The 26,286-nt window shown below is 73.5% G+C and carries 28 protein-coding genes and 1 tRNA gene; 13 read left to right on the top strand and 16 right to left on the bottom strand.

Annotated elements, in window-relative coordinates; translation table 11 throughout:
• Positions 1-17 precede the first annotated feature (17 nt).
• The 3 genes from AVL62_RS07785 (at position 18) to AVL62_RS07775 (ending at position 1,844) form a co-directional block, all read left to right on the top strand.
• The gene (locus tag AVL62_RS07785; RefSeq protein ID WP_058891072.1) at positions 18-386 is read left to right on the top strand and encodes a hypothetical protein; all 369 of its coding nucleotides are present in this window, start codon (positions 18-20) and stop codon (positions 384-386) included.
• The gene (locus AVL62_RS07780) at positions 383-988 is read left to right on the top strand and encodes a pentapeptide repeat-containing protein (RefSeq protein WP_083518795.1); all 606 of its coding nucleotides are present in this window, start codon (positions 383-385) and stop codon (positions 986-988) included. The genes AVL62_RS07785 and AVL62_RS07780 overlap by 4 nt, the downstream gene beginning before the upstream one ends.
• 73 nt (positions 989-1,061) lie before the next feature.
• A complete protein-coding gene (locus AVL62_RS07775; protein ID WP_058891071.1) occupies positions 1,062-1,844 on the top strand; it encodes an alpha/beta hydrolase in 783 nt (260 codons plus the stop codon).
• Positions 1,845-1,917: 73 nt separating this feature from the next.
• Here the strand turns inward: AVL62_RS07775 and AVL62_RS07770 are convergent, their stop codons facing one another.
• The 3 genes from AVL62_RS07770 to AVL62_RS07760 all read right to left on the bottom strand — a co-directional run bounded on the left by AVL62_RS07770 (position 1,918) and on the right by AVL62_RS07760 (position 5,467).
• Complete coding sequence (locus AVL62_RS07770) at positions 1,918-3,612, bottom strand: ABC1 kinase family protein (protein ID WP_058891070.1); 1,695 nt, start codon at positions 3,610-3,612, stop codon at positions 1,918-1,920.
• 174 nt (positions 3,613-3,786) lie between these two features.
• Positions 3,787-3,873, bottom strand: a tRNA-Leu gene (locus tag AVL62_RS07765).
• Between the two features lie 139 nt (positions 3,874-4,012).
• Positions 4,013-5,467 (bottom strand): DNA polymerase IV, encoded by a 1,455-nt coding sequence (locus tag AVL62_RS07760; RefSeq protein WP_058891069.1) that lies wholly within the window; start codon positions 5,465-5,467, stop codon positions 4,013-4,015.
• 78 nt (positions 5,468-5,545) lie between these two features.
• On the opposite strand from AVL62_RS07760, the gene AVL62_RS07755 reads away from it, so the two are divergent.
• From AVL62_RS07755 to AVL62_RS07745, 3 genes are read left to right on the top strand one after another with little or no spacing between them, the layout of a single operon-like run.
• The gene (locus AVL62_RS07755; protein WP_058891068.1) at positions 5,546-6,076 is read left to right on the top strand and encodes a YbhB/YbcL family Raf kinase inhibitor-like protein; all 531 of its coding nucleotides are present in this window, start codon (positions 5,546-5,548) and stop codon (positions 6,074-6,076) included.
• On the top strand, positions 6,073-6,621 hold the full coding sequence (locus AVL62_RS07750; protein ID WP_058891067.1) for a YbaK/EbsC family protein: 549 nt from the start codon (positions 6,073-6,075) through the stop codon (positions 6,619-6,621). The genes AVL62_RS07755 and AVL62_RS07750 overlap by 4 nt, the downstream gene beginning before the upstream one ends.
• A gap of 4 nt (positions 6,622-6,625) precedes the next feature.
• Positions 6,626-7,594, top strand: coding sequence for a bile acid:sodium symporter family protein (locus AVL62_RS07745; RefSeq protein WP_153011715.1), 969 nt, complete (start codon positions 6,626-6,628; stop codon positions 7,592-7,594).
• A gap of 239 nt (positions 7,595-7,833) precedes the next feature.
• Here AVL62_RS07745 and AVL62_RS07740 read toward each other — a convergent pair whose 3' ends face one another.
• From AVL62_RS07740 to AVL62_RS07730, 3 genes are read right to left on the bottom strand one after another with little or no spacing between them, the layout of a single operon-like run.
• Complete coding sequence (locus AVL62_RS07740; protein WP_058891066.1) at positions 7,834-8,673, bottom strand: TrmH family RNA methyltransferase; 840 nt, start codon at positions 8,671-8,673, stop codon at positions 7,834-7,836.
• Positions 8,670-9,434 carry a sulfite exporter TauE/SafE family protein gene (locus tag AVL62_RS07735; RefSeq protein WP_058891065.1) on the bottom strand — a complete coding sequence of 255 codons (765 nt, stop codon included), beginning with the start codon at positions 9,432-9,434 and terminating at the stop codon, positions 8,670-8,672. Before AVL62_RS07735 ends, AVL62_RS07740 begins: the two co-directional genes overlap by 4 nt.
• The gene (locus tag AVL62_RS07730; RefSeq protein ID WP_058891064.1) at positions 9,431-10,261 is read right to left on the bottom strand and encodes an ABC transporter ATP-binding protein; all 831 of its coding nucleotides are present in this window, start codon (positions 10,259-10,261) and stop codon (positions 9,431-9,433) included. Before AVL62_RS07730 ends, AVL62_RS07735 begins: the two co-directional genes overlap by 4 nt.
• Before the next feature lie 44 nt (positions 10,262-10,305).
• On the opposite strand from AVL62_RS07730, the gene AVL62_RS07725 reads away from it, so the two are divergent.
• Positions 10,306-11,070 carry a hypothetical protein gene (locus AVL62_RS07725; RefSeq protein WP_083518794.1) on the top strand — a complete coding sequence of 255 codons (765 nt, stop codon included), beginning with the start codon at positions 10,306-10,308 and terminating at the stop codon, positions 11,068-11,070.
• Positions 11,071-11,092: 22 nt separating this feature from the next.
• Here the strand turns inward: AVL62_RS07725 and AVL62_RS07720 are convergent, their stop codons facing one another.
• Together AVL62_RS07720 and glgA are read right to left on the bottom strand one after the other, a co-directional pair.
• Positions 11,093-11,479 (bottom strand): four-helix bundle copper-binding protein, encoded by a 387-nt coding sequence (locus AVL62_RS07720; RefSeq protein WP_235585591.1) that lies wholly within the window; start codon positions 11,477-11,479, stop codon positions 11,093-11,095.
• Between the two features lie 51 nt (positions 11,480-11,530).
• Positions 11,531-12,778 carry a glycogen synthase gene (gene glgA / locus AVL62_RS07715; protein ID WP_058891062.1) on the bottom strand — a complete coding sequence of 416 codons (1,248 nt, stop codon included), beginning with the start codon at positions 12,776-12,778 and terminating at the stop codon, positions 11,531-11,533.
• 64 nt (positions 12,779-12,842) lie between these two features.
• Here glgA and glgC point away from each other — a divergent pair, with 64 nt between their 5' ends.
• Positions 12,843-14,099 carry a glucose-1-phosphate adenylyltransferase gene (glgC, locus tag AVL62_RS07710; RefSeq protein WP_083518793.1) on the top strand — a complete coding sequence of 419 codons (1,257 nt, stop codon included), beginning with the start codon at positions 12,843-12,845 and terminating at the stop codon, positions 14,097-14,099.
• A 36-nt stretch (positions 14,100-14,135) separates the two neighbouring features.
• Here glgC and fabI read toward each other — a convergent pair whose 3' ends face one another.
• On the bottom strand, positions 14,136-14,891 hold the full coding sequence (gene fabI, locus AVL62_RS07705) for an enoyl-ACP reductase FabI (protein WP_058891061.1): 756 nt from the start codon (positions 14,889-14,891) through the stop codon (positions 14,136-14,138).
• A 66-nt stretch (positions 14,892-14,957) separates the two neighbouring features.
• Positions 14,958-15,689, bottom strand: a complete 732-nt coding sequence (gene fabG, locus AVL62_RS07700) for a beta-ketoacyl-ACP reductase (RefSeq protein ID WP_058891060.1) — start codon at positions 15,687-15,689, stop codon at positions 14,958-14,960.
• A 29-nt stretch (positions 15,690-15,718) separates the two neighbouring features.
• On the opposite strand from fabG, the gene AVL62_RS07695 reads away from it, so the two are divergent.
• The 3 genes from AVL62_RS07695 (at position 15,719) to AVL62_RS07685 (ending at position 17,218) form a co-directional block, all read left to right on the top strand.
• Complete coding sequence (locus AVL62_RS07695; RefSeq protein ID WP_153011714.1) at positions 15,719-16,132, top strand: DUF3099 domain-containing protein; 414 nt, start codon at positions 15,719-15,721, stop codon at positions 16,130-16,132.
• Positions 16,133-16,197: 65 nt separating this feature from the next.
• Complete coding sequence (locus tag AVL62_RS07690; protein WP_327281843.1) at positions 16,198-16,350, top strand: hypothetical protein; 153 nt, start codon at positions 16,198-16,200, stop codon at positions 16,348-16,350.
• A gap of 1 nt (position 16,351) precedes the next feature.
• On the top strand, positions 16,352-17,218 hold the full coding sequence (locus AVL62_RS07685; protein ID WP_058891057.1) for an SURF1 family protein: 867 nt from the start codon (positions 16,352-16,354) through the stop codon (positions 17,216-17,218).
• Between the two features lie 16 nt (positions 17,219-17,234).
• Here the strand turns inward: AVL62_RS07685 and AVL62_RS07680 are convergent, their stop codons facing one another.
• Both AVL62_RS07680 and abc-f read right to left on the bottom strand, forming a co-directional pair.
• The gene (locus AVL62_RS07680) at positions 17,235-19,082 is read right to left on the bottom strand and encodes an ABC transporter ATP-binding protein (RefSeq protein WP_058891228.1); all 1,848 of its coding nucleotides are present in this window, start codon (positions 19,080-19,082) and stop codon (positions 17,235-17,237) included.
• A gap of 33 nt (positions 19,083-19,115) precedes the next feature.
• Positions 19,116-20,714, bottom strand: a complete 1,599-nt coding sequence (gene abc-f / locus AVL62_RS07675) for a ribosomal protection-like ABC-F family protein (RefSeq protein WP_058891056.1) — start codon at positions 20,712-20,714, stop codon at positions 19,116-19,118.
• Positions 20,715-20,878: 164 nt separating this feature from the next.
• On the opposite strand from abc-f, the gene AVL62_RS07670 reads away from it, so the two are divergent.
• Together AVL62_RS07670 and AVL62_RS07665 are read left to right on the top strand one after the other, a co-directional pair.
• Complete coding sequence (locus AVL62_RS07670) at positions 20,879-21,757, top strand: neutral zinc metallopeptidase (RefSeq protein WP_058891055.1); 879 nt, start codon at positions 20,879-20,881, stop codon at positions 21,755-21,757.
• A 94-nt stretch (positions 21,758-21,851) separates the two neighbouring features.
• The gene (locus AVL62_RS07665; RefSeq protein WP_058891054.1) at positions 21,852-23,207 is read left to right on the top strand and encodes a dicarboxylate/amino acid:cation symporter; all 1,356 of its coding nucleotides are present in this window, start codon (positions 21,852-21,854) and stop codon (positions 23,205-23,207) included.
• A 183-nt stretch (positions 23,208-23,390) separates the two neighbouring features.
• On the opposite strand, the gene AVL62_RS07660 is transcribed toward AVL62_RS07665, so the two are convergent.
• Genes AVL62_RS07660 through AVL62_RS07645 form a run of 4 tightly spaced genes read right to left on the bottom strand, consistent with a single transcriptional unit; the run spans position 23,391 to position 26,268 of the window.
• Positions 23,391-24,047 (bottom strand): acVLRF1 family peptidyl-tRNA hydrolase, encoded by a 657-nt coding sequence (locus tag AVL62_RS07660; RefSeq protein WP_058891053.1) that lies wholly within the window; start codon positions 24,045-24,047, stop codon positions 23,391-23,393.
• Between the two features lie 16 nt (positions 24,048-24,063).
• Entirely contained in the window at positions 24,064-24,387 is a 324-nt protein-coding gene (locus tag AVL62_RS07655) for a metal-sulfur cluster assembly factor (RefSeq protein ID WP_058891052.1), read from the bottom strand.
• 38 nt (positions 24,388-24,425) lie between these two features.
• Complete coding sequence (gene sufU, locus AVL62_RS07650; protein WP_058891051.1) at positions 24,426-24,914, bottom strand: Fe-S cluster assembly sulfur transfer protein SufU; 489 nt, start codon at positions 24,912-24,914, stop codon at positions 24,426-24,428.
• A gap of 16 nt (positions 24,915-24,930) precedes the next feature.
• Positions 24,931-26,268, bottom strand: a complete 1,338-nt coding sequence (locus AVL62_RS07645; RefSeq protein ID WP_058891050.1) for a SufS family cysteine desulfurase — start codon at positions 26,266-26,268, stop codon at positions 24,931-24,933.
• Between the last annotated feature and the right edge of the window lie 18 nt (positions 26,269-26,286).

Here is a 26,286-nt window from a genome sequence, read left to right as displayed (position 1 = left end):
GCGGGCATGATGGGTCCATGAGCATCGTGGTCGACCTGGCCGAGCTGGAGCAGGCCCTGACGCGGCACCCGACGGCCTACCTGCTGCTGCCCGGCGACGAGCGGCCCCACGTCGGCGAGGTGGAGCTGTTCATGCGCGGAGGCGTGCTGGTCCTCGCCGCCCCGGGGCGCACGGCGCGGCGCGTGGTCCCCGAGCGCCCCGCCGTCACGCTGCTCCTGCCCCCCGCCGAGCCGGGAGGCTACGCGCTGGTCGTGGACGGCGAGGCCACGCTCGTCGGCGAGGAGCTGCACGTCGAGCCCGGCCACGCGGTGCTGCACCGGCGCCCGCGCGCAGACTCCCCGCCCTCGGCGACGGGGTGCGACAACGACTGCCAGCCGCTGTCGTGAGCACCGGGACCCCGGAGGTCGTGGGCGAGACCGTCCTCGACGAGGACTGGTATGCCGTCGAGCTCACCGGGCGGGCGTGGACGGACTGCCTCCTGCGCGAGGTCGACCTGACCGAGGCGGTGACCTCCGGCTGCCGCTTCGTCGGCTGCACCTTCGACCGGTGCCGGCTCAACGCCTCGGTCCATCGACGGACGGCGTTCACCGCCTGCACCTTCACCGACACCTCTTTCTTCGACGCCACGCTGGAGGGCTGCCGGTTCGACGGCAGCACCTTCTCCGGCTGCGACCTGCGTCCGATCACCGTCACCGGCGGGTCGTGGTGGGGCGTGTCCCTGCGGGGGGCCGACCTGCGTGACCAGGACCTCTCGGGACTGCGCCTGACCGAGGCCGACCTGGCCGGCGCCGACCTGCGCAAGGCCTCGCTGGAGGGCGCCGACCTCTCCGGCGCGGTCCTGCGGGGCGTGCGGGCCGAGGGTGCCGACCTGAGGGGCGCGAGCCTGGTCGGCGCCGACCTGGGGGACGCGGCCCTGCGCGGCACCCGCCTCGACCTGGCCGGCGCGCTCGCCGTGGCCGAGTCCCTCGGTGCCCTCGTCGAGAGCTGACCCGCGCCTCCCCTCGGACCTATCCCCTCGGCATACCTCAGACCCAGACCCCGACCCCGACCCTGGAGAGACCATGGCCCTCATCCGCTGCGACTTCTTCTCCGACGCCCTCGAGCTGTCGACCTCCATGACGGTGGTCCTGCCGCAGCGGGTGCAGACCCGGATCGGCACCGACGAGCCACCACCCTCGGACGACTCGCCGCCGGTGCTCTACCTCCTGCACGGGTTGAGCGACGACGACACGATCTGGTCGCGGCGGACCTCCATCGAGCGGTATGCCGAGGCGCTCGGCCTCGCGGTCGTCATGCCGGCGGTGCACCGCAGCTTCTACACCGACATGCGTCACGGCGGACGCTACTGGACCTTCGTCTCCGAGGAGCTGCCGACGGTCGCCTCCCAGCTGTTCCGGGTGTCGACCGAGCGGGAGCGGACCTTCGTGGCGGGGCTGTCCATGGGCGGCTACGGTGCGCTGCAGCTGGCGCTGCGCCAGCCGGAGCGGTTCGCCGCGGCGGCCTCCCTGTCGGGTGCGCTCGACCTGGGGGACCTCGTGCGGCGGGGAGACCGCGACGAGACCCTGCGCCTGGTCCTGGGCGACGACCCGGTCCAGGGCACCCCGGGCGACCTCCTCCACCTGCTCGACGAGGCCGACCCGCAGGCGCTGCCTCGGCTGTTCGTGGCCTGCGGCACCCAGGACGTCCTGCTGGGGCACTCCGAGCGGTTCGTCGCGCGGGCCCGTGACCGCGGCGTCGACGTCACCGAGAGCTACGCGCCCGCCGACCACACCTGGGACTACTGGGACGCGGTCGTCCAGGAGGTGCTCGCCTGGCTGCCGCTCGACAGCCGCGCCGGCGGCTGAGCCACCTCCGGAGCAGGGAGGGGGCCGGGCCCGGACGTCGTCGAGCGACGCATCGGGCCCGGGGAGCGCCGGGTCACGACAGCCCCTGACGTATGCCGCTGACGAACGACCAGGCGAGGGGCACGAGGGAGGCCGCCATGAGGAGCCGGCCGAGCACCTCGTCCGAGGAGTGCAGGACGGCCCCGGCGAGTAGCAGTGCGGTGAAGACCAGCACCATCGTCAGCCGCGACACCGACCGTTCCACGCGGGCCACCTGCGCGGTCAGGGCCGGGGTCCGGACCGCCAGCTCCCCGCGCTCGGCCTGGGTCAGGACCCGGTCCGCCCGGCCCGGGAGCACCAGCGCGAGCCGGCCCAGGGCCAGGGCCTCCTCGACCACGGTCCGGGGCAGCCCCTGCCGTTCCTCCTCCAGCAGCTGACGCGCGTAGGGGGTGATGGTGCCCCAGGCGTCGAACTCGGGGTCCAGGGCGGTGCAGATGCCGGACAGGATGCCCATCGACCTGCCCAGCAGCAGCAGGTTCTCCGGGACCTGGAACGGCAGCTCGCGCAGCAGCTCCCGGAACTGCAGGCCGAAGCGCACCAGGTCCTCGGGCGGGATCTGCTGGAGCTCGTCGATCCGGAGGCCGCCGAAGCGCTCGAACACCTGCTCGGCGGCGGACTCGACGAGGGAGAGGTCGGCCCCGGGGAGCAGCAGGTCCAGCCGGGTCAGCCCCCCGACGAAGCGGGTCGCGTCCCGCAGGCCCACCGCGACGAGGAGCTCGCGCAGTCCCGCGCGCAGCTCGTCGGGGATGTGACCGACCATGCCGAAGTCGATGAACGTCAGGGTCCAGTCGGGGGTGTCCGGCGCGCCGGGCGCGGTGCCGCGACGTGGCGTGACGAAGAGGTTGCCGGGGTGGGGGTCGGCATGGAAGAAGGCGTCGGTGAAGATCTGCTGCAGGAAGGTCTGCGCCAGCACCTGGGCCACCTCGCCACCGTCGATCCCCGCGGCGGAGATCGCGGCGGTGTCCGCCAGCTTGATGGCCGAGACGTCCTCCAGGGTGAGCACCCGGCGGCTGCTGAGCTCCCACACCACGACGGGCACGCCCACCCTCGGGTCGGAGGCGAAGTTGTCGGCGAAGGTCTCCGCGTTGACCGCCTCGGCGACGTAGTCGACCTCCTGCAGGGTGGTGGTGGCGAACTCCTCGACCAACGCCCGCACGTCGGCCCGCTGCCGGATGGGCCGGTAGCGCTCCATCCAGCCACCGACGCGGCGCAGCGCCGCCAGGTCGACCTCGATGACCTGCTGGATGTGCGGGCGCTGCACCTTCACCACGACGTCCTCGAAACCCAGCTCCTGTGCCTCGGCCGCCCGCAGCCGGGCGCGGTGCACCTGCCCCAGCGAGGCCGCAGCCAGCGGTGTCTCCTCGAACCACGCGAAGCGCTCGTCCACCGGACGGTTGAGCTCGGCCGCGGCCGCGGCCCGGATGACGGCCACGTCCTCGGCAGGGACCTCGTCCTGCAGCCCCGCCAGCTCCTGGGTCACCTCGGGGGGAAGCACGTCCAGCCTCGCCGAGAGGAACTGGCCGACCTTGATCATCAGGCCACCCATGGACACGGCCAGGGCCCGGAACCGCGCAGCCGTGCGTCGTGCCCGCTCGGTCCGGGTGCGATCGGTGAGCCGGCCCAGACCTGCACGACGCAGCACGATCTCCCACCAGATGACGCCCAGCGTCACCCGCCCGAAGAAGAGGACGATGCGCCAGTAGCGGGCACGTAGGTCTGCTGTCCTCATCGGGCCTCCGGGCGGGTCGGGGGACGGTGTGCGCCGGCGGCGACCGTCTCAGCCTGCCCCACCGCCGCGGCCCCCGCGCGCCGGGGTCCGCCGGCGGACGGGCAGCCCACCCTCGGACGCCGACAGCCCCGGGCCGAGGGCCCGGGGCTGCCTGCAGGTCCTGGTCCAGGACCATGGTGTCCGGAGGGGGACTTGAACCCCCACGCCCGTTAAGGGCACTAGCACCTCAAGCTAGCGCGTCTGCCATTCCGCCACCCGGACACGAGTGTCGTCGCGGCACCTGTGGGAAGTGCGCAACGACCGTCAAGGCTAGCACGCTCCGAGGGTGCCTCTCGCCAGTCCGGCGCGACGGCGCCGGCCTGGCCCCCACCACGGGTCATCCCCCCACGGCAGGTCGCCGTCAGACCTCCCCGGACGGGCCGTCCCGCCACTCCGGGGGGTCCGCCTGGTGCAGTGCCGGGTCGTCCTCGGCGAAGGTCCGGACCGGCCCCGGGGCGGTGCGGGGGCCCTCGAAACGCACCGTCACCACACCCCGCCCGCTCCCCCACACCCAGCCGGCGCCGTGTTCGTCGTGGCGCACGTCCTGCCCGGTGCGCCACCCCGGCGGAGGACGACCGGCGAGCGGTCGGTCCTGCGCCGCCGTCGTCGGCCCCGTCTCCTCCCCCGGGTCGTCGGGCCGTAGGTCCTCGCCGTCCGCACCGGCCACCTCGTCGAGGCCCGCACCCCCGACGGCATCGGGCAGCTCCACCCGTCCCGCCGCGGGATAGGCGGTCTCGAGCAGCAGCTCCTCCTGCGCGTGCGCGGTGAGGCCGGCCACGCCGAGCCCGAGCAGTCGCAGCCCGCTCGTGACGTCGACCGACCCGAGGAGCCGGCGCCCCTCGCGCAGGATGATCCCCGCGTCGCCGGTGGCGAAGGGCAGCGTCCCCGACCGCGTCTGGGTGGTGAAGTCGTGCTGGCGCGCCTTGACGGTGATCGTCCGCGCGAAGACGCCGGCGCTCTCCAGCCTGCGGGCGAGCCCCTGCGCCATGCGCCCCAGCTCGGACTCCAGGTGGCCCCGGTCCACCACGTCGGTCTCGAAGGTCTCCTCGTGGGAGATCGACTTCGCCTCCCGCTCGACGACGACCGGGCGGTCGTCCTCGGCCCGGGAGAGCCGGTGCAGGGCCCCGCCCTGGGCGGTGCCGAAGATCGAGACCAGGTCCGGCTCGGACATCCGCGCGAGGTCGGCGACGGTGTCGACGCCGAAGCCGTGCAACCGTGCCCCGGTCGCGGGACCGATGCCCGGGATCGCGCGCACCGACAGGGCGTGCAGCACCTCGAGCTCCTCCCCCGGCCGCACCACGGTCACCCCGGCCGGCTTGTCCATCTCGCTGGCCAGCTTGGCCATCATCTTGCTCGGCGCCAGCCCGACCGACGCGGTCAGGCCACCCGTCGCCTCGGTGATCTCGGCGAGCAGGTCCCGGCACCACCGCTCGAGGTCGGCGTCGTCCCAGCCGAGCGGGCCCTCGGGCGGCGTGAGGTCGACATACGCCTCGTCCACCGACACCTGCTCGACGAGGGTCGAGCGCTCGCGCAGGATGCCCATGACGACCGCCGACGACGCGCGGTACGCCGCGAAGCGCCCGGAGAGGAAGGCCGTCCCGGGCGGGCAGCGGCGCCGGGCCTCGATGGTGGGCATCGCGGAGCGCGCACCGAACCGGCGCGCCTCGTAGGACGCCGTGGACACCACGCCCCGGCCGCCGAGACCTCCGACGATGACCGGGCGGCCCCGCAGCGAGGGCTTGTCGCGCTGCTCGACCGCGGCGAAGAAGGCGTCGAGGTCGAGGTGCATGATGCACCGACGTCCCTCGCTCGCCATGGCGCCCACTGTGCCACGCACCCCCGACACCCCGACCACCACGTGCGACCCCACGGTGAGCGCGTTAGGTTCGGGGGCATGAGTCTGGAGCGCACCCTTGCCCCCCACCCCGTCGACACCCTCCCGGCCGCGCCGGCCAAGCTGCAGGTGACCAGCACGGACTTCACCGACGGGTCCCCGTTGCCGGAGTCCGCGGGCTACGCCCAGGGCAACACCTCGCCGCAGCTGTCCTGGTCCGGGGCGCCGGAGGGCACCCGGTCCTATCTGCTCGTCTGCCACGACCCGGACGCCCCGGTCGTGGGCGGCTTCTCGCACTGGGCCGTCTTGGGGATCCCCGCCGACGTCACCTCGCTGGACACCGGTGCCGGGCAGGAGGGCCACGACCTCGGGGAGGGGGTCATGACCCTCGCCAACGACTTCGGCACCCACGACTGGGCCGGCTGCGCCCCGCCCGAGGGTGACGTGCCGCACCGCTACGTCTTCACCGTCTGGGCGCTGGACACCGACGACACCGGTCTCGACGCCTCCAGCTCGCTGGCCAAGGCCCAGTTCATGACGCTGGGCAACGTGCTGGCCCGGGGCTCGATCACCGGCACCTACCAGCTGTGAGCCTGACCTGGGCCCCGGCCCTGGAGCGTCCCGACCTGCTCGCCGAGCCGGTCCGGCACGCCCTCGAGGCGATGGCGTCGGACGGTGCGGACGTGGCCGCCGTCGAGGTCACCGAGATCGACCCGGACCACGCCGACACGGCCGTCCTGGTGGAGGCCACGGGATGGGACCTGCGGGACATGGCCAACTGCATCGTCATCTCCGGGGCGCGCGCCGGCGAGGAGCGCGTGTGCGCCGCGCTGGTGCTCGGGCATACCCGGGCCGACGTCAACAAGGCCGTCCGCAAGCGCCTCGACGTGCGCAAGTGCTCGTTCATGCCGATGGACGAGGCGGTCGGGCGCAGCGGGATGGAGTACGGCGGCATCACCCCCGTGGGGGTGCCGTCCGGCTGGCCGGTGCTCGTCGACGCCCGGGTCGTGCAGCGCGAGCACATCGTCATCGGTTCGGGTCTGCGGCGCAGCAAGCTGCGCCTGCCCGGCGCGCTGGCCGCCCGGCTGCCGGGTGCCGAGGTCGTCGAGGACCTGGCCCTGGAACCCCCGACGTGACCTGATGAGCATCGTCGCCGGCGACCCGCCGGACAGCCGGGCCGAGGACCGCAGCGCCTACCGTGCGGTCACCCTCTTCCCCCTCCTCGTCCTCCTCGCCGGAGGGATCGGGTATGCCTTAGCCGGCCCGGTCTCCGGCGGCGCTGGGCTCATCACGCCGCTGCTCGGGGTCATCATGTTCGGGATGGGGCTGACCCTGACGCTCCCGGACTTCGCCCTGGTGGTCCGCCGGCCGCTGCCCGTCCTGCTCGGTGTGGCGGCGCAGTACGCCGTCATGCCCCTCGTGGGGCTGCTCGTCGTCACCCTGCTGAGGCTCCCGGACGAGATCGCCGCGGGGGTCATCCTCGTCGGCTGCGTCCCCGGAGGCACCGCCAGCAACGTCGTGGCCTACCTCGCCCGCGCCGACACGGCCCTGTCGGTCACCATGACCTCGGTGTCGACCCTGCTGTCCCCGCTGCTCACGCCCCTGCTGACGCTCTGGCTGGTCGGCGAGCGGCTGCCCGTGGACGGCTGGGGCATGGCCCGCACCATCGTCGTCATCGTGCTCGTGCCGGTCGTGCTGGGCCTGCTCGTCCGCCTCCTCCTGCCTGCCGTGGTGCGGCGGGTGCTGCCGCTGATGCCGTGGTTCTCCGTCCTCGTCATCTGTGTCGTCGTGGCCCTCGTGGTGTCGCTCTCGGCCGACCAGCTGCTCGAGGCCGGCCTGCTCGTCGCCGCGGCCGTGGTCCTGCACAACCTGCTCGGCCTGAGCATCGGGTATGCCGTCGGCCGCGTCACCGGGGTCGGCGAGCGGTCGGCCCGCACGATGGCGATCGAGGTGGGGATGCAGAACTCCGGGCTGGCCTCGGGCCTCGCCGCCACCTTCTTCACGCCGGTGGCGGCGCTGCCGGGCGCGGTGTTCTCGGTCTGGCACAACCTCTCCGGCGCCGTCCTGGCCGGGCTGTTCCGTCGCCGCGACGCGCGGCAGGACGGCTGACCGGTCGCGGCTCTGCCACAGCCCGTTGCCGCTGTGCGTGGTCGTGGCCCCTGGAGGGCCACTTCTGCGCACGACCTGGCAGTCATGCCCAGCACCCGGCCCTCGTCGGCAGGGCGACTCGCGGCTGTGCGTGGTTGTGGCCCCTGGAGGGCCACGACTGCACACGACCCAGCTCCAGGCGTGGCTCCGGGCGCGGCTCAGGGCCGGCCCCCACCACGGCCGGACCACGAGGGCCGGCCTCAGCGCGGCCGGACCGCCCAGAACGCCACCGCCGAGGCGGCCGCGACGTTGAGGCTGTCCACGCCGCCGCCCATGGGGATCCGCACGACGAGGTCCGCCGCCTCGACGGTACGGCGCGAGAGCCCGTCGCCCTCGGTGCCCAGCACCAGCGCCAGGCGCTCCGGCGGCCGGGCCTCCAGCTCGTCGAGGTCGACGGCGTCCTCGGCGAGGGCCAGCGCGGCCACGGTGAAGCCCTCCTCGCGGAGCACGTCGACCCCGCCGGGCCACGGGTCGATCCGCGTCCAGGGCACCTGGAAGACGGTGCCCATGGAGACGCGCACCGCCCTGCGGTAGAGCGGGTCCGCGCAGCGCGGGGTCACCAGCACGGCGTCCACGCCCAGGGCCGCGGCCGAGCGGAAGGCGGCCCCCACGTTGGTGTGGTCCACCACGTCCTCCAGGACGGCGACCCTGCGGGCCCCGGCCACGACCTCTGCCACGCCCGGCAGCGCGGGACGGTGCATGGCCGCGATGGCCCCGCGGTGCAGGTGGAAGCCGGTCATCTCCTCGATGACGCCCGGGCTCCCGACATACACCGGTATGCCGTCCGCCAGCGCCGGACGGACGAGCTCGGTGAGCTCGGTGGCCCAGCGCGGCGTGAGGAGCAGCGAGCGCATCCGGTGGCCGGAGGCCAGCGCGCGCCGGATGACCTTGTCGGACTCGGCGAGGTAGAGCCCCTCCTGCGGCTCCAGCACCCGGCGCAGCGCCACGTCGGTGAGCTGGAAGTAGTCGCGCACCCGGGGATCGCGCGGGTCCTCGACCCACACGGCGCCGGACGGGAGGTCTGCGGGAGCCTCGCTCATGTCAGCAGCAGGTTGACGATCGCCACCGTGCCGATGACGACGATGACGCCGCGCAGCACGGCCGGCGGCAGCCGTCGGCCCACCCGGGCCCCGAGGAGCCCCCCAAGGATGGACCCGATCCCGATGAGCAGGACCACCGTCCAGTCCACGAGGTCCGGCGCGACCACCAGGAAGACCAGCGCCGCCACGAGGTTGGCGATGGTCGCCAGCACGTTCTTGATGCCGTTGATCTGCTGCAGGCCCAGCGGCAGCAGGATGCTCATGATCCCCAGCAGCAGCACCCCCTGCGCCGCGCCGAAGTAGCCGCCGTAGACCCCGGACAGCAGGATGCCGACCACGAGCGCGACCCACCGGCCCGGGGTGATGCGGTCGGCGTGCCGGTGGGCGGCCCAGCGCTGCAGCCGCGGCCCGAGCACGACGAGCAGCAGGGCCACGAGGATGAGGACGGGCACGATCGTCTCGAACGCCGCCGCCGGCAGCACCAGGAGGAGCAGGGCGCCGATGACCGAGCCCACCAGGCTCGCCGGCCCCAGGCGCCAGAGCATCGGGCCCAGCGAGCGCAGCTCGTGACGGTAGCCCCACGTCCCCGCGACGCCTCCGGGCACCAGACCCAGGGAGTTGGAGATGTTGGCCGAGACCGGGGCATACCCGAAGAGCAGCAGCACCGGGAAGGTCACCAGCGTGCCGGACCCGACGATCGTGTTGATGGTGCCCGCCGCCAGCCCGGCCAGGACGATAGCGAGGACCTCGAGGACGCTCACGCGGTGGTGCCGGGCACCGACCCCGACCCCGACGCCGGCACCGGGGTCGCGGCGCGGGCCGACCAGCGGTCCCCGTGGCGGTCGACGACGAGCGGTATGCCGAAGGTCGCCGAGAGGTTCTCGGCCGTCAGCGTGAGCTCGATCGGGCCGGCGGCGACCACCGTGCCCTCGCGCAGCATGAGGATGTCGGTGAAGCCGGGCGGGATCTCCTCGACGTGGTGCGTGACCAGCACCAGCGCCGGGGCGTCCAGGTCCTCCGCGAGCAGGCTGAGCCGCCCGACCAGGTCCTCCCGGCCCCGCAGGTCGAGGCCTGCGGCCGGCTCGTCGAGCAGCATGAGCTCGGGGTCGGTCATGAGGGCCCGGGCGATCTGCACCCGCTTGCGCTCGCCCTCGGAGAGGGTGCCGAACCGGCGGGTCGCCAGGTGCGCCACCCCGAGCGCCTCGAGGAGCTCGGCGGCGCGCTGGTCGTCGGTCTCGTCGTACTGCTCGCGCCAGCGGCCGACCACCCCGTAGGCGGCGGTGACCACGACGTCGCTGACCCGCTCCTCGTCGGGGATGCGGTCGGCGACGGCGGCGCTGGAGACCCCGATCCGGGGGCGGAGCTCGAAGACGTCGACGGCCCCCAGCACCTCACCCAGGACCCCGGCGACACCGGTGGTGGGGTGCATGCGGCCGGAGGCGAGCTGGAGCAGCGTGGTCTTGCCGGCCCCGTTGGGCCCGATGACGACCCACCGCTCCCCCTCCTCGACCGACCAGTCCACCCCGCTGAGCAGGTCGGTCGTGCCACGCCGGACCCCGACACCGGCGAATTCCAGGACATCGCTCATGGCGGGCCACTCTAGTCGGGGCCGAGGTGTCTACCATCGCCCCCATGCCTGATCACGAGCTGCCGGCGAGCGTGCGGGTGGCCCTGTGGGCCACCGCGGCCTTCGCCGGGCGCGCCGACGTGTCCACGGTCGCCGCCCGGGCCCTGCCCGACGTCGACCACGTGGAGGGCCTGACCGAGCCGTTGGGCATGTGGCAGAGCCTCGGCGAGCGGGCCGTGCTCGTGGCTCTGCCCCGTCCGGGCGACCTCACCGGTATGCCGCGGGGCTCGGCGGACCTGCACGCCGCCGCCAGCGCGGCGGCCGAGTGCGTCTTCATCCCGGGCCTGGGCGGGGCGCTGGTGCCCGAGCTGGAGCTGTTCGGGCCGGAGGGCGACCAGGGCTGGTCCGCGCGCTGGACGCTGCACGACGCCGAGCCCTTCCCCACGCACCGGGTGGAGGCGCTCGACCTCGGTCAGGTCGAGCTGGGCCTGCGGACCGAGCTGGCCGCGCACACCGACGCCCTCCTCGAGGCGGGTGGCGCGCCCTTCGGCGCCGCGGCCCAGGAGCGCCTGGCGGGCCTGCGCCGCACGTCGCAGGCCGAGCCCTGGGGGCTGCCCACCGGCCTCCCGGGCCGGGCCCAGCGGCTCATCGCCCTCGCCGCCGGGGTCCTGACGCTCACCGACGCCGGGCTGGACCCCGCGCTGGAGTCGGTCGACCTGGCGACCACGAGCTCGCGCGGACAGACGCTGCGGCGCCTGCAGGCCGTGGCCGCCACGGCGCTGACCGACGCGACGAACACCGCCGTCCTGCACCTCGCCGGCTGGCGCTAGCGAGGACCGGGGCGCCCCGCCCTCAGTCCGCGACGGCGAGCAGCGTCTCGCAGGCCTCCGCGCACTCGCGGCAGGCCTGCGCGCAGGCGCGGCAGTGGTCCATCTCGTGGCTGCCGCACTCGTCGGCGCACTCGCGGCAGACCGCGATGCACGCCCGCACGACCTCCTCCCAGCTGTCCCCGTTGGGCCCCGGGCGGGAGAGGATGTCGGCGGTGGTGCGGCAGATGGCGGCGCACTGGTTGCACAGGTCGATGCACCGGACCATGTCGCCGGCGTGGCCTCCGCGCAGGCAGGCGTCCGCGCAGGACGCGCAGGTGCTCGCGCAGGCCGACGCCGCCTCGATGGCGGCCCGCAGCTGGGGAAGGTCGAAGGTGTCGCGGTCCGGGTGCATGCTGAGGATGTCGCTCATGGTGCGACCGTAGGACCGTCCGCCGCGGTCTGCGACCGGAGGCGCCCGGCCTCAGCCGAGCTCGGGCAGGTCCGGGGCACGGCCCTCCAGGACGGCGCGGTAGACCTCGACGGTGCGCTCGGCCACCGTGGTCCAGCTGAACTGCTCGACCGCCCGTGCCCGACCGGCCTCGCCCCGCCGGCGCGCCTCCTCGGCGTCCGAGCAGGCCTCCACCAGGGCCCGGCCCAGGTCGGCGACGAAGGCGTCCTCGTCGACCGGCGTGCCGGTGCCGTCCTGGACCTGCTCGATGGGCACCAGCCAGCCGGTCTCGCCGTCGACGACAACCTCGGGGATGCCGCCCGTCGCGGTCGCGACCACCGCGGCGCCGCAGGCCATCGCCTCGAGGTTGACGATGCCGAGCGGCTCGTAGACGGAGGGGCACACGAAGACGGTGGCGTGGGAGAGCACGGCGACGACCTGGTGGCGCGGCAGCATGTCGTCGATCCACACCACGGGCGCCGCCTGCTCGCCCCGCTCGGTGCGCAGCTGGTCCACGAGGGCGATGACCTCGGCCTTGATCTCCTCGGTGTCCGGCGCACCCGCGAGGAGCACGACCTGCACGTCGTCGTCCAGCGCGCGCAGCGCCTTGAGCAGGAAGGGCAGGCCCTTCTGCCGGGTGATCCGCCCCAGGAAGACGACGCTGCGCGCGTGCGGGTCGATCCCCTTCGACCGCACGAACTCGGCGGCGTCGTCGGAGGTGTCCCGCTGCCACAGGTCGGCGTCGATGCCGTTGTGCACGACGTGGACCGAGCCCGGGTCGACGCCGGGGTAGGCCGCCAGGATGTCGCGGCGCATGCCTGCGGAGACGGCGATGACGCCGGCCGCGCCCTCGTAGGCGACCTTCTCGACCATGGAGGAGACGGCATACCCGCCGCCGAGCTGCTCGGCCTTCCAGGGCCGCAGCGGCTCCAGGCTGTGCGCGCTGACCACGTGCGGGATCTGCGCCAGCGCACCCCCCAGGTGACCGCCCATGTTGGCGTACCAGGTGTGGCTGTGCACGAGGTCCGCGCCCCCGGTGGCGACATCGCGCGCCATGAGGAGGTCCACGCCCAGGGTCCGCAGCGCACCGTTGGCGTCCGCGAGGTCCTCGGGCACGGCATACCCGGTCGTGCCCGGCTCGTCGGCGGGCTCGTCGAAGGCTCTGACCTGCACCTGCGTCCCGTCGACGGCTCGCAGGGCACGGGTCAGCTCGGCGACGTGGACGCCGGCTCCGCCGTAGACGTTGGGGGGGTACTCGCGGGTGAGGATGTCGATGCGCACGCCCTCAACGTAGCCCCTGGCCCCTCCCCTCGCCAGGGGTTGACGCGGCGTCTAGGTTGGTCCCATGGCAGCGCAACGAGGCAGTCGGCTCAAGGTCCTGGCGATCGTCCTGGCGGGTGGGGAGGGCAAGCGGCTGATGCCGCTGACCGCGGACCGGGCCAAGCCCGCCGTCCCGTTCGGGGGGATCTACCGCCTCATCGACTTCGCCCTGTCCAACATCGTCAACTCCGGCTACCTCAAGATCGTCGTGCTCACGCAGTACAAGTCGCACAGCCTGGACGCGCACATCACCAAGACGTGGCGTATGTCGACCCTCCTGGGCAACTACGTCGCGCCGGTCCCCGCCCAGCAGCGGCTCGGCAAGAGCTGGTTCTCCGGGTCGGCGGACGCGATCTACCAGAGCCTCAACCTCGTGCACGACGAGCGGCCGGACATCGTGGTCGTCGTCGGCGCCGACCACGTCTACCGCATGGACTTCGCCCAGATGGTCGAGCAGCACGTCGAGACCGGCGCCGGTTGCACGGTCGCGGCGATCCGGCAGCCGATCAGCCTGGCCGACCAGTTCGGGGTCATCGACGTCAACCAGGAGGACCCGCGGCAGATCCGCGAGTTCCTGGAGAAGCCGGCCGACCCGCGGGGGCTGCCCGACGCCCCGGACGAGGTGCTGGCCTCGATGGGGAACTACGTTTTCACCACCGAGGCGCTCGAGGCCGCGGTGCGGATGGACGCCCTCAACGAGGGGTCCAAGCACGACATGGGCGGCGACATCGTGCCCGCGTTCGTCGACAAGGGCGACGCCTGGGTCTACGACTTCAAGGACAACGAGATCGCCGGCGCGACCGACCGCGACCGCGGCTACTGGCGCGACGTCGGCACCATCGACTCCTACTACGACGCGCACCTGGACCTGGTGTCGGTGCACCCGGTGTTCAACCTCTACAACGAGGAGTGGCCGATCTACACCAACTACGGCCCGCACCCGCCGGCGAAGTTCGTGCACGGGTCCGGGGACCGGGTCGGCCACGCCGTCAACTCGGCGGTGTCCCCGGGGTGCGTCATCTCCGGGGCGACGGTGACCGACAGCGTCCTGTCACCGCGGGTCACGGTGCACAGCTTCAGCCACGTCACCGGCTCGGTGCTCATGGACCGGGTCGAGGTCGGGCGGTCCTGCCAGATCCACCGCGCCATCATCGACAAGGACGTCCGGGTGCCGGCCGGCGTGCACATCGGCGTCGACCACGAGCATGACCGGCGGCGGGGCTTCACGGTCACCGACTCGGGCATCGTCGTCGTCGGCAAGGGCACCGTGATCTCCGAGTAGGACCTCGGGCCGGAGGAGGTGGGGGGAGGACCCGGCTCAGAAGCCGGTGGCGTGGAAGCCGCCGTCCACGTGGACGATCTCGCCGGTCGTCGCCGGGAACCAGTCCGAGAGCAGGGCCACGCAGGCCTGGGCCGCCGGCACCGGGTCCCTGACGTCCCACCCGAGCGGGGAGTGCTCGCCCCAGCGGGCGAACTGGTCGAACTCGGGGATCGACTTGGCCGCGGTCGTCGAGATGGGCCCTGCCGAGACGAGGTTGGAACGGATGCCCCGAGGCCCCAGGTCGCGGGCGAGGTAGCGGCTGGTCGCCTCGAAGGCCGCCTTGGAGACCCCCATCCAGTCGTAGACCGGCCAGGCGTACTGCGCGTCGAAGGTGAGGCCGACGACCGCCCCGCCCTCGCGCATGCGCGGCAGCGCCGCCACCGCCAGCGCCTTGAGGGAGTAGGCGCTGACCTGCATGGCCGTCGCGACGTCCTCCCAGGACGCGCCGAGGAAGTCGAAGGCTCCCCGGGGGGCGAAGCCGATCGAGTGCAGCACCCCGTCGAGGTGGTCGGTGTGCTCACCCACCCGGTCGGCGAGGGTGTCCAGGTGCTCGGTGTTCTGCACGTCCAGCTCGATGACCGGCGCGGGCTGCGGTAGGCGGCGGCTGATGGCCTGGGTGATCTTCAGCGTCCGGCCGAACGAGGTGAGCACCACCTCGGCTCCCTGCTCCTGGGCGAGCCGGGCCACGTGGAAGGCGATGGAGGTGTCCATGAGGACACCGGTGATCAGGAGCTTCTTTCCCTCGAGGAGCATGGGGGGAACTCTAGTGCGTCGCCCGGCGTGATCCGGCGCCTCGCGGCCCGTGTCGCCCGGTCCGGGTCAGTGACCCATCCCCAGCCCGCCGTCGACGGGGACCACCGCGCCGCTGATGTAGGCCGCGTCCGGGCCGGCGAGGAAGCGCACGACCCCGGCCACCTCCTCGGGCCGGGCGAACCTCCCGGCGGGGATGCCGGCCAGGTAGGTCGCCCGCCGGTCCTCGGTCAGCTGCCCGGTCATCTCGGTCTCGATGAAGCCGGGGGCGACGACGTTGGCGGTGATCCCCCGGCCCCCCAGCTCGCGGGTGATCGAGCGGGCGAGCCCGACCAGCCCGGCCTTGGACGCGGCGTAGTTGGTCTGGCCCGGGGAGCCGTAGAGCCCCACCACGGAGGAGATCAGGATGATCCGCCCGGCCCGTGCCTTGATCATGCCCTTCGAGGCCCGGCGCGCGCACCGGAAGGCGCCGGCGAGGTTGGTGTCCAGGACCGCGTCGAAGTCCTCGTCGCTCATCCTCATGAGCAGGGTGTCCTTGGTGATCCCGGCATTGGCGACGAGCACCTCCACCGGTCGTCCGAGCAGCTCCTCGGCCGCGGTGAAGGCGGCGTCCACGCTCGCCGCGTCCGTCACGTCGCAGCGCACGCCGCGCAGCCCCTCGGGGGGCTCGCCGCTGCGGTGGGTGATGACGACGTCGTCGCCGGCCTCGGCGAACGCGCGGGCGATGGCCAGGCCGATGCCGCGGTTGCCACCGGTCACGAGGACGGCCGAGGGGGTCGAGGGGGCGCTGGGATTCGTCACGGGGCCACCGTAGTCCGTATCGTGGAGATGTGCCCACCTCCTCCGCCCCGCGCGCCGGGGCACGACGTCCGGCACAGGGGGTGACCAGCGCCCGGCGCTCGGTCGAGGAGGACCGCAGGCGCCGGATGTGGCAGTACCTCACCGCGATGGGCATCCGGACGGTCTCCTTCCCGGTCGCGGTCTGGGCGTTCACCACCCAGCGGTATGCCCTCGCCTGGGTCGCCGTCTTCCTCGCCGTGGTCATCCCGGCGTTCGCGGTCATGGTCGCCAACGCGGTCGACCAGAGACGCGGCCCGGCGTCGACGCCGCAGGCGCCGACCCGCGGCCTGGGCACCGGACCCGCGCCCGAGCCGGGCGCGGCCGACGGCGCCCGCAGCGGGGCCGTCATCACCGGCACGGTCGTGAGCGACCGGCATCCCCCCCGCGGCCCCGACGCGTCGTGACGCCGGCGGGACCGGGGCTCGTCTGCAGCGCGAAGGGCTGCCGTCAGCAGGCCGAGCGAGCCGTCGTGTGGCGCAACCCCCGGCTGCACACCGCCGGGCGTCGCAAGGTGTGGCTGGCCTGCCCGGCGCACGAGGGGCACCTGCGCGACTTCCTGCAGCTGCGCGGCTTCCTCCTCGAGGTCGTCGGCGTGGACGAGCTGACCGAGGCGGACGGCTGAGGTGTGGCAGGTCCTGCGCCGGCCCCGCTGGCTCGGCTACCTCGCGCTCGCCGTCCTTTTCGCCGTCATCACCGCCGGCCTGGGCACCTGGCAGTGGAGCCGGCACGAGGGCAGGGTCGAGAACCGCGCGGTGGTCGAGGCCAACTACGGCCAGACCCCGGTGCCCCTCGACGAGGCCCTGGGGCCCGGGGACGACCTCGCGGGCGCCCAGCGGTGGACCCGCGTCGAGGCGACCGGTCGGTACCTCACCGACCAGCAGCACCTCGTGCGCAACCGTCCCTACGAGGGCGTGTTCGGCTACGAGGTGCTGGTGCCGCTGGCCCTGCCGGACGGCTCCGCGATCGCGGTCGACCGCGGGTGGGTGCCCAACGCACCGACCGCGCAGCAGCTGCCGGACGTGCCGGAGGCTCCCACCGGCCAGGTCACGGTGACCGGGTGGTTGCTGCCCTCCGAGCGTGACCTGGGCCGGCCGCCGGTCCAGGGTCAGCTCGCGTCGATCGACCTGGGCGCTCTGGAGGACGCGACCGCTCTGAACCTGCGCCCGGCCTACCTCGTCCTCGACGAGGAGGATCCGGCCCCGGCGACCCGACCCGAGCCGCTGGGGGCGCCGGACACCGGCCTGGGGTCTCACCTGGCCTACGCCCTGCAGTGGTGGCTCACCGTGCCGGTGGGGCTGCTGCTCGTGCTCGTCATGGCCCGCCGGGAGGCGCAGGACGAGCGCGAGGGCTCTCTGGAGCAGGTCCCCGGCGAGCAGACCCCCGGCGAGCCGCCGGTCCCGGTCGGGTCACGGCCCGGGTCACCCTCCCCCGCACGCCGCCGCTCGCCCCGTCGGCGCAAGGTACGGATCTGGGACGAGGAGGACGCCTGACCCGTCCGGCGCGGGGTCAGTCGCGGAACTGGGTGCGGTAGAGCGCCGCGTAGAGGCCCCCCTCGGCGAGCAGCTGCTCGTGGGTGCCGCGCTGCACGACGCGCCCGTGCTCGAGCACGAGGATCTGGTCGGCGTCGCGCACCGTGGACAGGCGGTGGGCGATGACCAGCGAGGTGCGCCCCTGCAGCGCCTCGTCGAGCGCGCGCTGGACGGCCGCCTCGGACTCGCTGTCCAGGTGCGCGGTCGCCTCGTCCAGCACGACCACGGCGGGTGACTTGAGCAGCAGCCGGGCGATGGCCAGGCGCTGCTTCTCCCCGCCCGAGAGCCGGTGCCCCCGGTCGCCGACCACGGTGTCGAGTCCGTCCGGGAGCCGGCGCACGAGGTCGGCGATCCTGGCTCCCTCCAGCGCGTGCCAGACCTGGGTCTCGCTCGCCTCCGGCCGGGCGTAGAGCAGGTTGGCGCGCACCGTGTCGTTGAACATGTGCGCCTCTTGGGTCACCACGCCGACGGTCTCGCGCAGCGCGTCGAAGGACGCCTCCCGCAGGTCCACCCCCCCGATCCGCACCCGGCCGGCGGTGGGGTCGTAGAGGCGCGCCACGAGCGTGGTGAGCGTGGTCTTGCCGGCACCGGAGGGCCCGACGAGCGCCACCATGGACCCGGCCGGCACCGTCGCGGTGACGTCCTCGAGCACGCGGTGGCCGTCCTGGGTCTCGGCCTCGGGCCGCTGCTCCAGCGAGGCGATCGACACCTCGTCCGCGGAGGGGTAGCTGAAGCTCACCCCCTCGAGGTCCACCGAGACCGGACCGGAGGGTATGCCGCGGGGCCGGTCGACCTCCGCCACCAGTGGGCGCAGGTCGAGCACCTCGAAGATCCGCTCGAAGCTCACGAGGGCGGTCATGATGTCCACCCGGACGTTCGACAGCGACGTGAGGGGGCCGTACATCCGGGTGAGCAGGGTGGACATGGCCACCAGCGTGCCGGTCGTCAGGGACCCGGCGACGACCATGAGGCCGCCCATGCCGTAGACGAGCGCGGTGGCCAGCGCGGCCACCAGGCCCAGGGCCGCCATGAAGAACACCCGGTTGACGGCGATGGCGATCCCGGAGTCGCGCACCCCGGCCGCGCGCTCGGCATACTCCTCGTCCTCGGTCGCCGGCCGCCCGAAGAGGCGCACGAGCAGGGCTCCGCCCACGTTGAAGCGCTCGGTCATCCGTGCCTGCATGTCGGCGTTGAGCCCCATCTGGCGGCGGGTCAGCGCGGAGAGCCGGGCGCCCACGAAGCGGGCCGGGACGATGAAGACCGGCACGAGGAGCAGGGCCAGCAGGGTGATCTGCCAGCTCATGGAGAACAGCGCGACGAGGATGAGGACGAGCTGGACCAGGCTGCTGACGAAGCCGGACAGGATGGAGGTGAACGCGGTCTGGGCCCCGATGACGTCGGTGTTGAGCCGCGAGACGAGGGCGCCGGTCTGGGCCCGGGTGAAGAAGGCGATCGGCTGCCGCAGGACGTGCGCGAAGACCTGCCGGCGCAGGTGGTAGATGAGGCCCTCGCCGATCCGTGAGCCGAACCAGCGCGTCACGACGGTCACCACGGCCTCGAGCACCGCCAGGCCCGCGACCAGGAGGGACAGCCGCACGACGACACCGCGGTCGCCCACCTCGACGCCGTCGTCGATGATCCGCCCCAGCAGCAGCGGGACCGCCGTCACGAGGGCGCCGGCGAGGATCGTCAGCGCGAGGTAGACGCCGATCTTGCCGAGGAACGGGCGGCCGTAGGACGCGACCCGGCGCGCGGTGTCCCGCCCGATCCGACGGTCCTGGACGCTGCGGTCCTTGGCGAAGCTGCGGAACGTGCCGCCGCGCATACCGACCGTCACTGGGCCACCTTCCTGACGCCCTCAGGCCAGGGCGATGAGATCTTCGTAGTCACGTCCCCACAGGTCCTCGACCCCGTCGGGGAGCAGGAGGACCCGCTCGGGCTCGAGCGCCTGCACCGCCCCCTCGTCGTGGCTGACCAGGACGACGGCACCCTCATAGGAACGCAGCGCGGACAGCACCTCTTCCCGGGAGGCCGGGTCGAGGTTGTTGGTCGGCTCGTCCAGGAGGAGCACGTTGGCGGCGGACACCACGAGGGTCGCCAGGGCGAGCCTGGTCTTCTCCCCTCCGGACAGCACGCCGGCCGGCTTGTCGACGTCGTCGCCGGAGAAGAGGAAGGAGCCGAGCACCTTGCGGGTCTCGGTCTCGTCGAGGTCCGGGGCGGCCGACTTCATGTTGTCCAGCACGCTGCGGTGCACGTCCAGCGTCTCGTGCTCCTGGGCGTAGTAGCCGAGCTTGAGCCCGTGCCCGGGCTGGACCTCCCCGGTGTCCGGGTCGTCGATGCCGGCGAGCAGGCGCAGCAGCGTCGTCTTGCCGGCGCCGTTGAGCCCCAGCACCACGACCTTGGACCCCCGGTCGATCGCCAGGTCGACGTCGGTGAAGATCTCCAGGCTGCCGTAGGACCTCGACAGCCCCTCCGCGGTGAGGGGGGTGCGTCCGCACGACGCGGGGGTGGGGAAGCGCAGCTTGGCCACCTTGTCGCCCTGCCGCTCCCCCTCGAGCCCGGCCATCATCCGCTCGGCCCGGCGGGCCATGTTCTGGGCGGCGACCGCCTTGGTGGCCTTGGCCCGCATCTTGTCGGCCTGCGCCAGCAGCGCGGACGCCTTCTTCTCGGTGTTGGCCCGCTCCCGGTGGCGTCGCCGCTCGTCGGCCTCGCGCTGGGCGAGGTAGGCCTTCCACCCCATGTTGTAGACGTCGAGGACCTGCCGGTTGGCGTCGAGGTAGAACACCTTGGTGACGACGGTCTCGATGAGGTCGACGTCGTGCGAGATCACCATGAGCCCGCCGGTGTGGCTCTTGAGGTGCTCGCGCAGCCAGACGACCGAGTCGGCGTCCAGGTGGTTGGTCGGCTCGTCGAGCAGCAGGGTGTCGGCGCCGGAGAAGAGGATGCGGGCCAGCTCAATGCGTCGCCGCTGCCCCCCGGAGAGGGTGCGCAGGGGCTGCTCCAGGACGCGGTCCGGCAGGCCCAGGCTGCTGGCGATCGAGGCGGCCTCGGACTCGGCGGCGTACCCGCCCCGGCTGCCGAACTCCGCGTCCAGCCGGGTGTAGCGCGCCATCGCCCGCTCCCGCTCCTCGCCGTCGGCGCTGGCCATGGTCTCCTCGGCCCGGCGCAGGCCGCGGATGATCTCGTCGAGACCGCGCGCGGAGAGGATGCGGTCGCGCCCGAGCACCTCCAGGTCCCCGGTGCGCGGGTCCTGGGGGAGGTAGCCGATCTGGCCGGTGCGGGTGATGGTGCCGCCCGCCGGCTGCCCCTCCCCGGAGAGCATCCGGGTGAGGGTCGTCTTGCCCGCCCCGTTGCGACCCACGAGGCCGACCCGGTCACCCGGGCCGACGCGGAAGGTGACGTCCTCCATGAGCAGGCGGGAGCCCACGCGGATCTCGACACCGGCTGCGCTGATCACGGACGGGCTCCTTCACGGGCGGTGGGCAGCACGGGAACGGCGCTGCAGGGAGGGGTATGACGCGTCCCGGACGGCATCGGGTGCGTCGCGGGGGGCTGGTGGCTAGTCTACGCGCTGAGGCTCCGGTCCCCCGACCGGCGCGGACGGAGCGGGACGGAGCACCCATGACCTTCAGGGAGAACGCCAACATCGGCAGCGGGCGGGCCCGCCGCGCCGGCGGTGGCGGCAAGGTCGCGGCCGGGGGCGGGCTCGGCGCGCTCCTCGTGGCGCTGGTGGTCATGCTGCTGGGCGGGGACCCGGGCCAGGTGCTCGGCTCCCAGGAGGAGGCGGCCCCCCAGGCGCAGAATGTCGACCTGGCGGAGTGCCGGACCGGGGCCGACGCCAACGCCGACGTCGACTGCCGGATGAAGGCCACGATGGTCTCCCTCGAGGACTACTGGACGGCGGTGCTGCCGGACGCCGACCCCACCACGGCCATCCTCTTCTCCGGCTCGGTCCAGACCCAGTGCGGGTCCGCCTCCAGCGCGGTCGGCCCGTTCTACTGCCCGCTGGACCGGCGGATCTACCTCGACACCGGCTTCTTCGACCAGCTGGAGGGGCAGCTGGGTGCCGACGGCGGCAGCTTCAGCCAGATGTACGTCCTGGCCCACGAGTACGGCCACCACGTCCAGAACTGGACCGGGGCGCTGCAGTACTCCCAGCAGGACCCGCGCGGCCCGGAGTCCGGGGCGGTGCGGGTCGAGCTGCAGGCCGACTGCTTCGCGGGCGCCTGGGCGGGCAACGCCACCCGCACCGAGGACGACGAGGGCAACCCCCTGCTGCAGGAGCTGACCCGCGAGGACGTCGAGTCCGCGATGTCGGCCGCCTCGGCCGTCGGTGACGACTCCATCCAGGAGCGGGTGCAGGGTCAGGTCACCCCGCACACCTGGAGCCACGGCAGCTCCGAGCAGCGCATGGGCTGGTTCATGCGGGGCTACGAGTCGGGTGATGCCAACCGGTGCGACACCCTCAACGCCGCCAGCGTGGACGACTACGAGGGGTGAGCGAGGTCACAGCCGGACGGGCGGAATAGCGGCGACATAACGCCCTGTTGGGACGGAGGTTGCACCACCTCATCCCCCACCGGAAGGTTCCGCCGTGCTGTCCCGTCTTCGCCGGGTGTCCTTCGGCACCCAGGTGCTCATCGGTCTCGTGCTGGGTGTCGTGCTGGGCCTGGTGGCCCGGTCCACCGGCGCCAGCGCCGACAACCCCACCTGGCTGTCCGAGACGCTGTCCATCATCGGCTCCTCGTTCGTCACCCTGCTGCGCACCATCGTGCCGCCGCTGGTCTTCCTCGCGATCGTCTCCTCGATCGCCAACCTGCGCCAGGTGACCAACGCGGCCCGTCTGGCCTGGCAGACGCTGCTGTGGTTCGCCATCACCGCCCTGGCCTCGGTGTCCATCGGCATGGTCGTCGGCTGGCTCGTCGACCCCGCCCGGGGTGCCGGGGTCACCGCCGCGGACGCGGCCGCCCCGTCCAGCACCGGCGGCTGGCTCGACTTCCTCACCGGCCTCATCCCGGCCAACAGCCTGGGGATCTACGCCCAGGAGGGGGACGACGGCATCAGCCTGTCCTTCAACGTCCTGCAGATCCTCATCCTGGCCATCGCCGTCGGGGTCGCGGTGGTCAAGGTCGGCAAGGAGGCGGACCCGTTCCTGGCCTTCACCCGCTCGGCCCTGACCGTCGTGCAGAAGGTCCTGTGGTGGGTCATCCTGCTCGCCCCCCTCGCGACCGTCGGCCTGCTGGGCAACGCCATCGTGTCCTACGGCTGGGAGACCATCGGCTCCCTGGGCCGTTTCACCCTCGCGATCTACGCCGGTCTGCTGCTCGTCGTGGGCGTCCTCTACCCCGTCCTGCTGCGTCTGCACGGCCTGTCGGTCAAGCAGTTCTTCACCGGCGTGTGGCCGGCCATGCAGCTGGGCTTCGTGTCGCGCTCCTCGATCGGCACCCTGCCGGTCACCCAGTCCGTCACCGAGCGCAACCTCGGGGTGCCCCGGGCCTACGCCGCCTTCGCCGTGCCGCTGGGTGCGACGACCAAGATGGACGGCTGCGCCGCGGTCTACCCCGCCGTCGCCGCGATCTTCGTCGCCCAGTTCTTCGGCGTCGACCTCGGCGTGACGGAGTACCTCCTCATCGCCTTCGTCTCGGTGCTCGGCTCGGCCGCCACCGCGGGCGTCACCGGCGCGACCGTCATGCTCACGCTGACGCTGTCCACGCTGGGGCTGCCGCTCGAGGGCGTCGGTCTGCTCCTCGCGGTCGACCCCATCCTGGACATGGGGCGCACCGCCACCAACGTCACCGGGCAGGCCCTCGTCCCCACGATCGTGGCCAAGCGCGAGGGCATCCTCGACCAGGACGTCTACGACGGCGACCGCCGCGGACTGCCCTGGGCGCAGGAGCAGCCGGAGGAGCCGGCCCCCGCCGGGCCGGCACCCAGCGGCTCCCCCGCCTGACGGCGACCGCCTGACCGCGGCACGCCCGCGACACCCTCCGAGCGCCGCTCGTGGTTGGTCCACACCACCACGGGCGGGGCTCGGTGGCGCATGGGGCAACCATGGGCGGCGCTCGGTGGCGCGTGGGGCAACCATCCTCGACGCTCGGTGGCGCGTGGGGCAACCATCCGCGACGTTCGGTGCTCAGGCGTTGTGCACCTGCACGCGCACCGCGCGCCCGCGCCGTACCGCGTCGTCGAGCACGGAGCGGCGCGGGTCCGGGAGGTCCCACAGCGTGCGGCGCGGCAGTCCGCGGACGGCGGCCGCCGCCGCAGGGAGCGCCTGCAGGACGGCGTCGGCCAGGCTCCGGTCACCGCCGAGGACCACTCCTTCTGGCACGGTCCCGCGCTCCGCCGGCTCCTCCCCCAGCAGCCGTGCGGCATGGCCCGCCACCGCCTCGACGAGCACGTCCGCCTGGTGGCCCCGGCGCCGGGCGAAGCGCTGCTGGCTCCAGCCCCCGGCCGCGGTGCGCGACTGCACGTGCCGGGTGCCGACCTTGTGCCGCACCAGGGCCCCGTCCTCCCCCACGACCGCCACGGCATACCCTCCGCGTCGGACCAGGAGCACGAGCAGCGGCGGCGGCCGCTCCCACCCCGGTGCCGGCCCCGCGGTGTCGTCCGGCTGCGGGGCGCGCCAGGACCGCAGCCGGGCCCACGACCCGTCCTGGGCCCGGGCCTGCCACGCCTGCCCCTCGTCGTCGCTGACGACCGACCAGGTCAGCGGCCCGTGGGAGGCCGTGAACCGGTCGACCCACCCCGTGAGCCGCTCGGGAGCGACGTCGACGAGGTGGGTCGAGGCCATCGGCGCGGCTCGCGCCTCAGACGTTGAAGCCGAGGGCGCGCAGCTGCTCGCGCCCGTCCTCGGTGATCTTGTCCGGGCCCCACGGCGGCATCCAGACCCAGTTGATCCGGTGGCTGCTGACCAGGCCCTCCAGGCTCTGGGCGACCTGGTCCTCGATGACGTCGGTCAACGGGCAGGCCGCGGAGGTGAGGGTCATGTCGATGACGGCGTGGCTCGCCGCGTCCACGGTGACGCCGTAGACGAGGCCGAGGTCGACGACGTTGATCCCGAGCTCGGGGTCCACGACGTCGCGCAGGGCCTCCTCGACGTCGGCGACGTTGGGTGGGGTGGTGGTGGTCATGCGTTCCTCCAGAGGTGGTCGGCGGGTCGGTGGGTCGGTCAGACGCCCTCGGGTCGCTCGCTGGCGGCGGAGATGTCCGCACCGGCGCGCGCGAGGGCGTCGAGGTAGGCGGTCCAGGGCAGCAGGGCGCACTTGACGCGAGCAGGGTACTTCGCCACGCCCGCGAACGCGACGGCGTCGCCGATCTGTTCGGCGTCGCCGGGGTCCGCCCCGCGGCTGGTCAGCATGGCGTGCAGGTGCCGGTAGGTCTGCAGCGTCTGCGCGACCGGTCGGCCGAGGGTCTCCTCGGCCAGCACCGAGGCGGACGCCACGGAGATCGAGCAGCCGAGGGCGTCGTAGGAGACGTCACGCAGCACCAGGGCGCCGTCCTGGGCGCCCCCGGCCACGGTCTCGAGGTGCACCCGCAGGCTGATCTCGTCGCCGCAGGTGGGGTTCACGTGGTTGACCTCGACGTCGTAGGGCTCCCGCAGACCGGCGTGCTGCGGCCGCTTCGCGTGGTCGAGGATGAGCTCGCCGTACAGGTCCATCAGCGCCGCACTCCTCTCATCCGGCCAGTCCGAAGATGTCGGGCACCCGGTCGAGCGCCTCGGCGAGGGCGTCGACCTCCTCCAGGCTGGTGTAGATCCCGAAGCTCGCGCGGGTGGAGGCCGGCACCCGCAGCCGACGGTGCAGCGGCCACGCGCAGTGGTGGCCCGTGCGGACCGCGACGCCGGAGTCGTCCAGCACCTGGCCCACGTCGTGCGGGTGCACCCCGTCGGCCACGAACGCGACCGCACCGATCCGCCGCTGCGGGTCCGGCGGGCCCAGTACCCGGAGCCAGGGCCGCTCGGCCAGCAGGTCGAGGGTATGCCGCATGAGCTGCTGGTCGTGGGCGTGCACCCGGTCCAGCCCCACCTCGGTGAGGTAGTCGAGCCCGGTGGCCAGACCGACGGCCTGCGCGGCCATGGGGACCCCGGCCTCGAACTTCGCCGGCGGCGGGGCGTAAGTGGACCCCTCCATCCGGACGACCTCGATCATCGATCCGCCGGTGAGGAAGGGAGGCATGGCCTCCAGCAGCCCGCGCCGTGCCCACAGCACCCCGACCCCGCTGGGGCCCAGCGTCTTGTGGCCGGTGAAGACCAGGGCGTCCACCCCGGAGTCGGCGGAGGTGAGCGGGCGGATGTCCAGGTGCGGCGCGGACTGGCAGGCGTCCACCACGACGAGCGCGCCGACCGCGCGGGCCGCCGCCACCACCGGCGACCCGGGACCCAGGTCGTTGACGGTGCCGAGCACGTTGGAGACGTGGGTGAGCGCGACCACCCGGGTCCGCTCCCCCACGACCTCGCCGAGCCGCTCGACGTCGAGCTCGCCGTCCTCGTCCACCCCGATCCAGCGCAGGGTGGCCCCGGTGCGCCGGCACAGCTCCTGCCACGGCACGAGGTTGGCGTGGTGCTCCATCTCGGTCACCACGACCTCGTCGCCGGGGCCGAGCCGCAGCCGCCGCGCCCAGGAGTCGTCCACGCCGTCGAGGGCACCGGGCGCGCCCGCGTTGGAGAAGGCGTAGGCCAGCAGGTTGAGCCCCTCGGTGCCGTTCTTGGTGAAGACGACCTCGCCGGGGCCGGCCCCGAGGAAGCGCGCGACGGTCGCGCGCGCCGCCTCGAAGGCGTCCGTGGCCTCCTCGGCCAGCTGGTGGGCACCCCGGTGGACGGCCGCGTTGTGCCGCTCGTAGAACTCGCGCTCGGCGTCGAGCACGACCCGGGGCTTCTGCGAGGTGGCCCCGCTGTCGAGGTAGACGAGGGGACGGCCGCCGCGCACGGTGCGCTGCAGCAGGGGGAAGTCGGCGCGGATCCGCCCGATCTCCACCTCGCTCAGCGGCCGCGCCGCCTGCTGTCCCGTCGTCATACCTCGGTGTCCTCCGTC

The organism is Serinicoccus chungangensis, from assembly GCF_001483745.1.
GTDB lineage: Bacteria > Actinomycetota > Actinomycetes > Actinomycetales > Dermatophilaceae > Ornithinicoccus > Ornithinicoccus chungangensis_A.
Note: the sequence above shows the minus strand (reverse complement) of the source record. Positions and strands in the feature narration are given on the sequence as shown.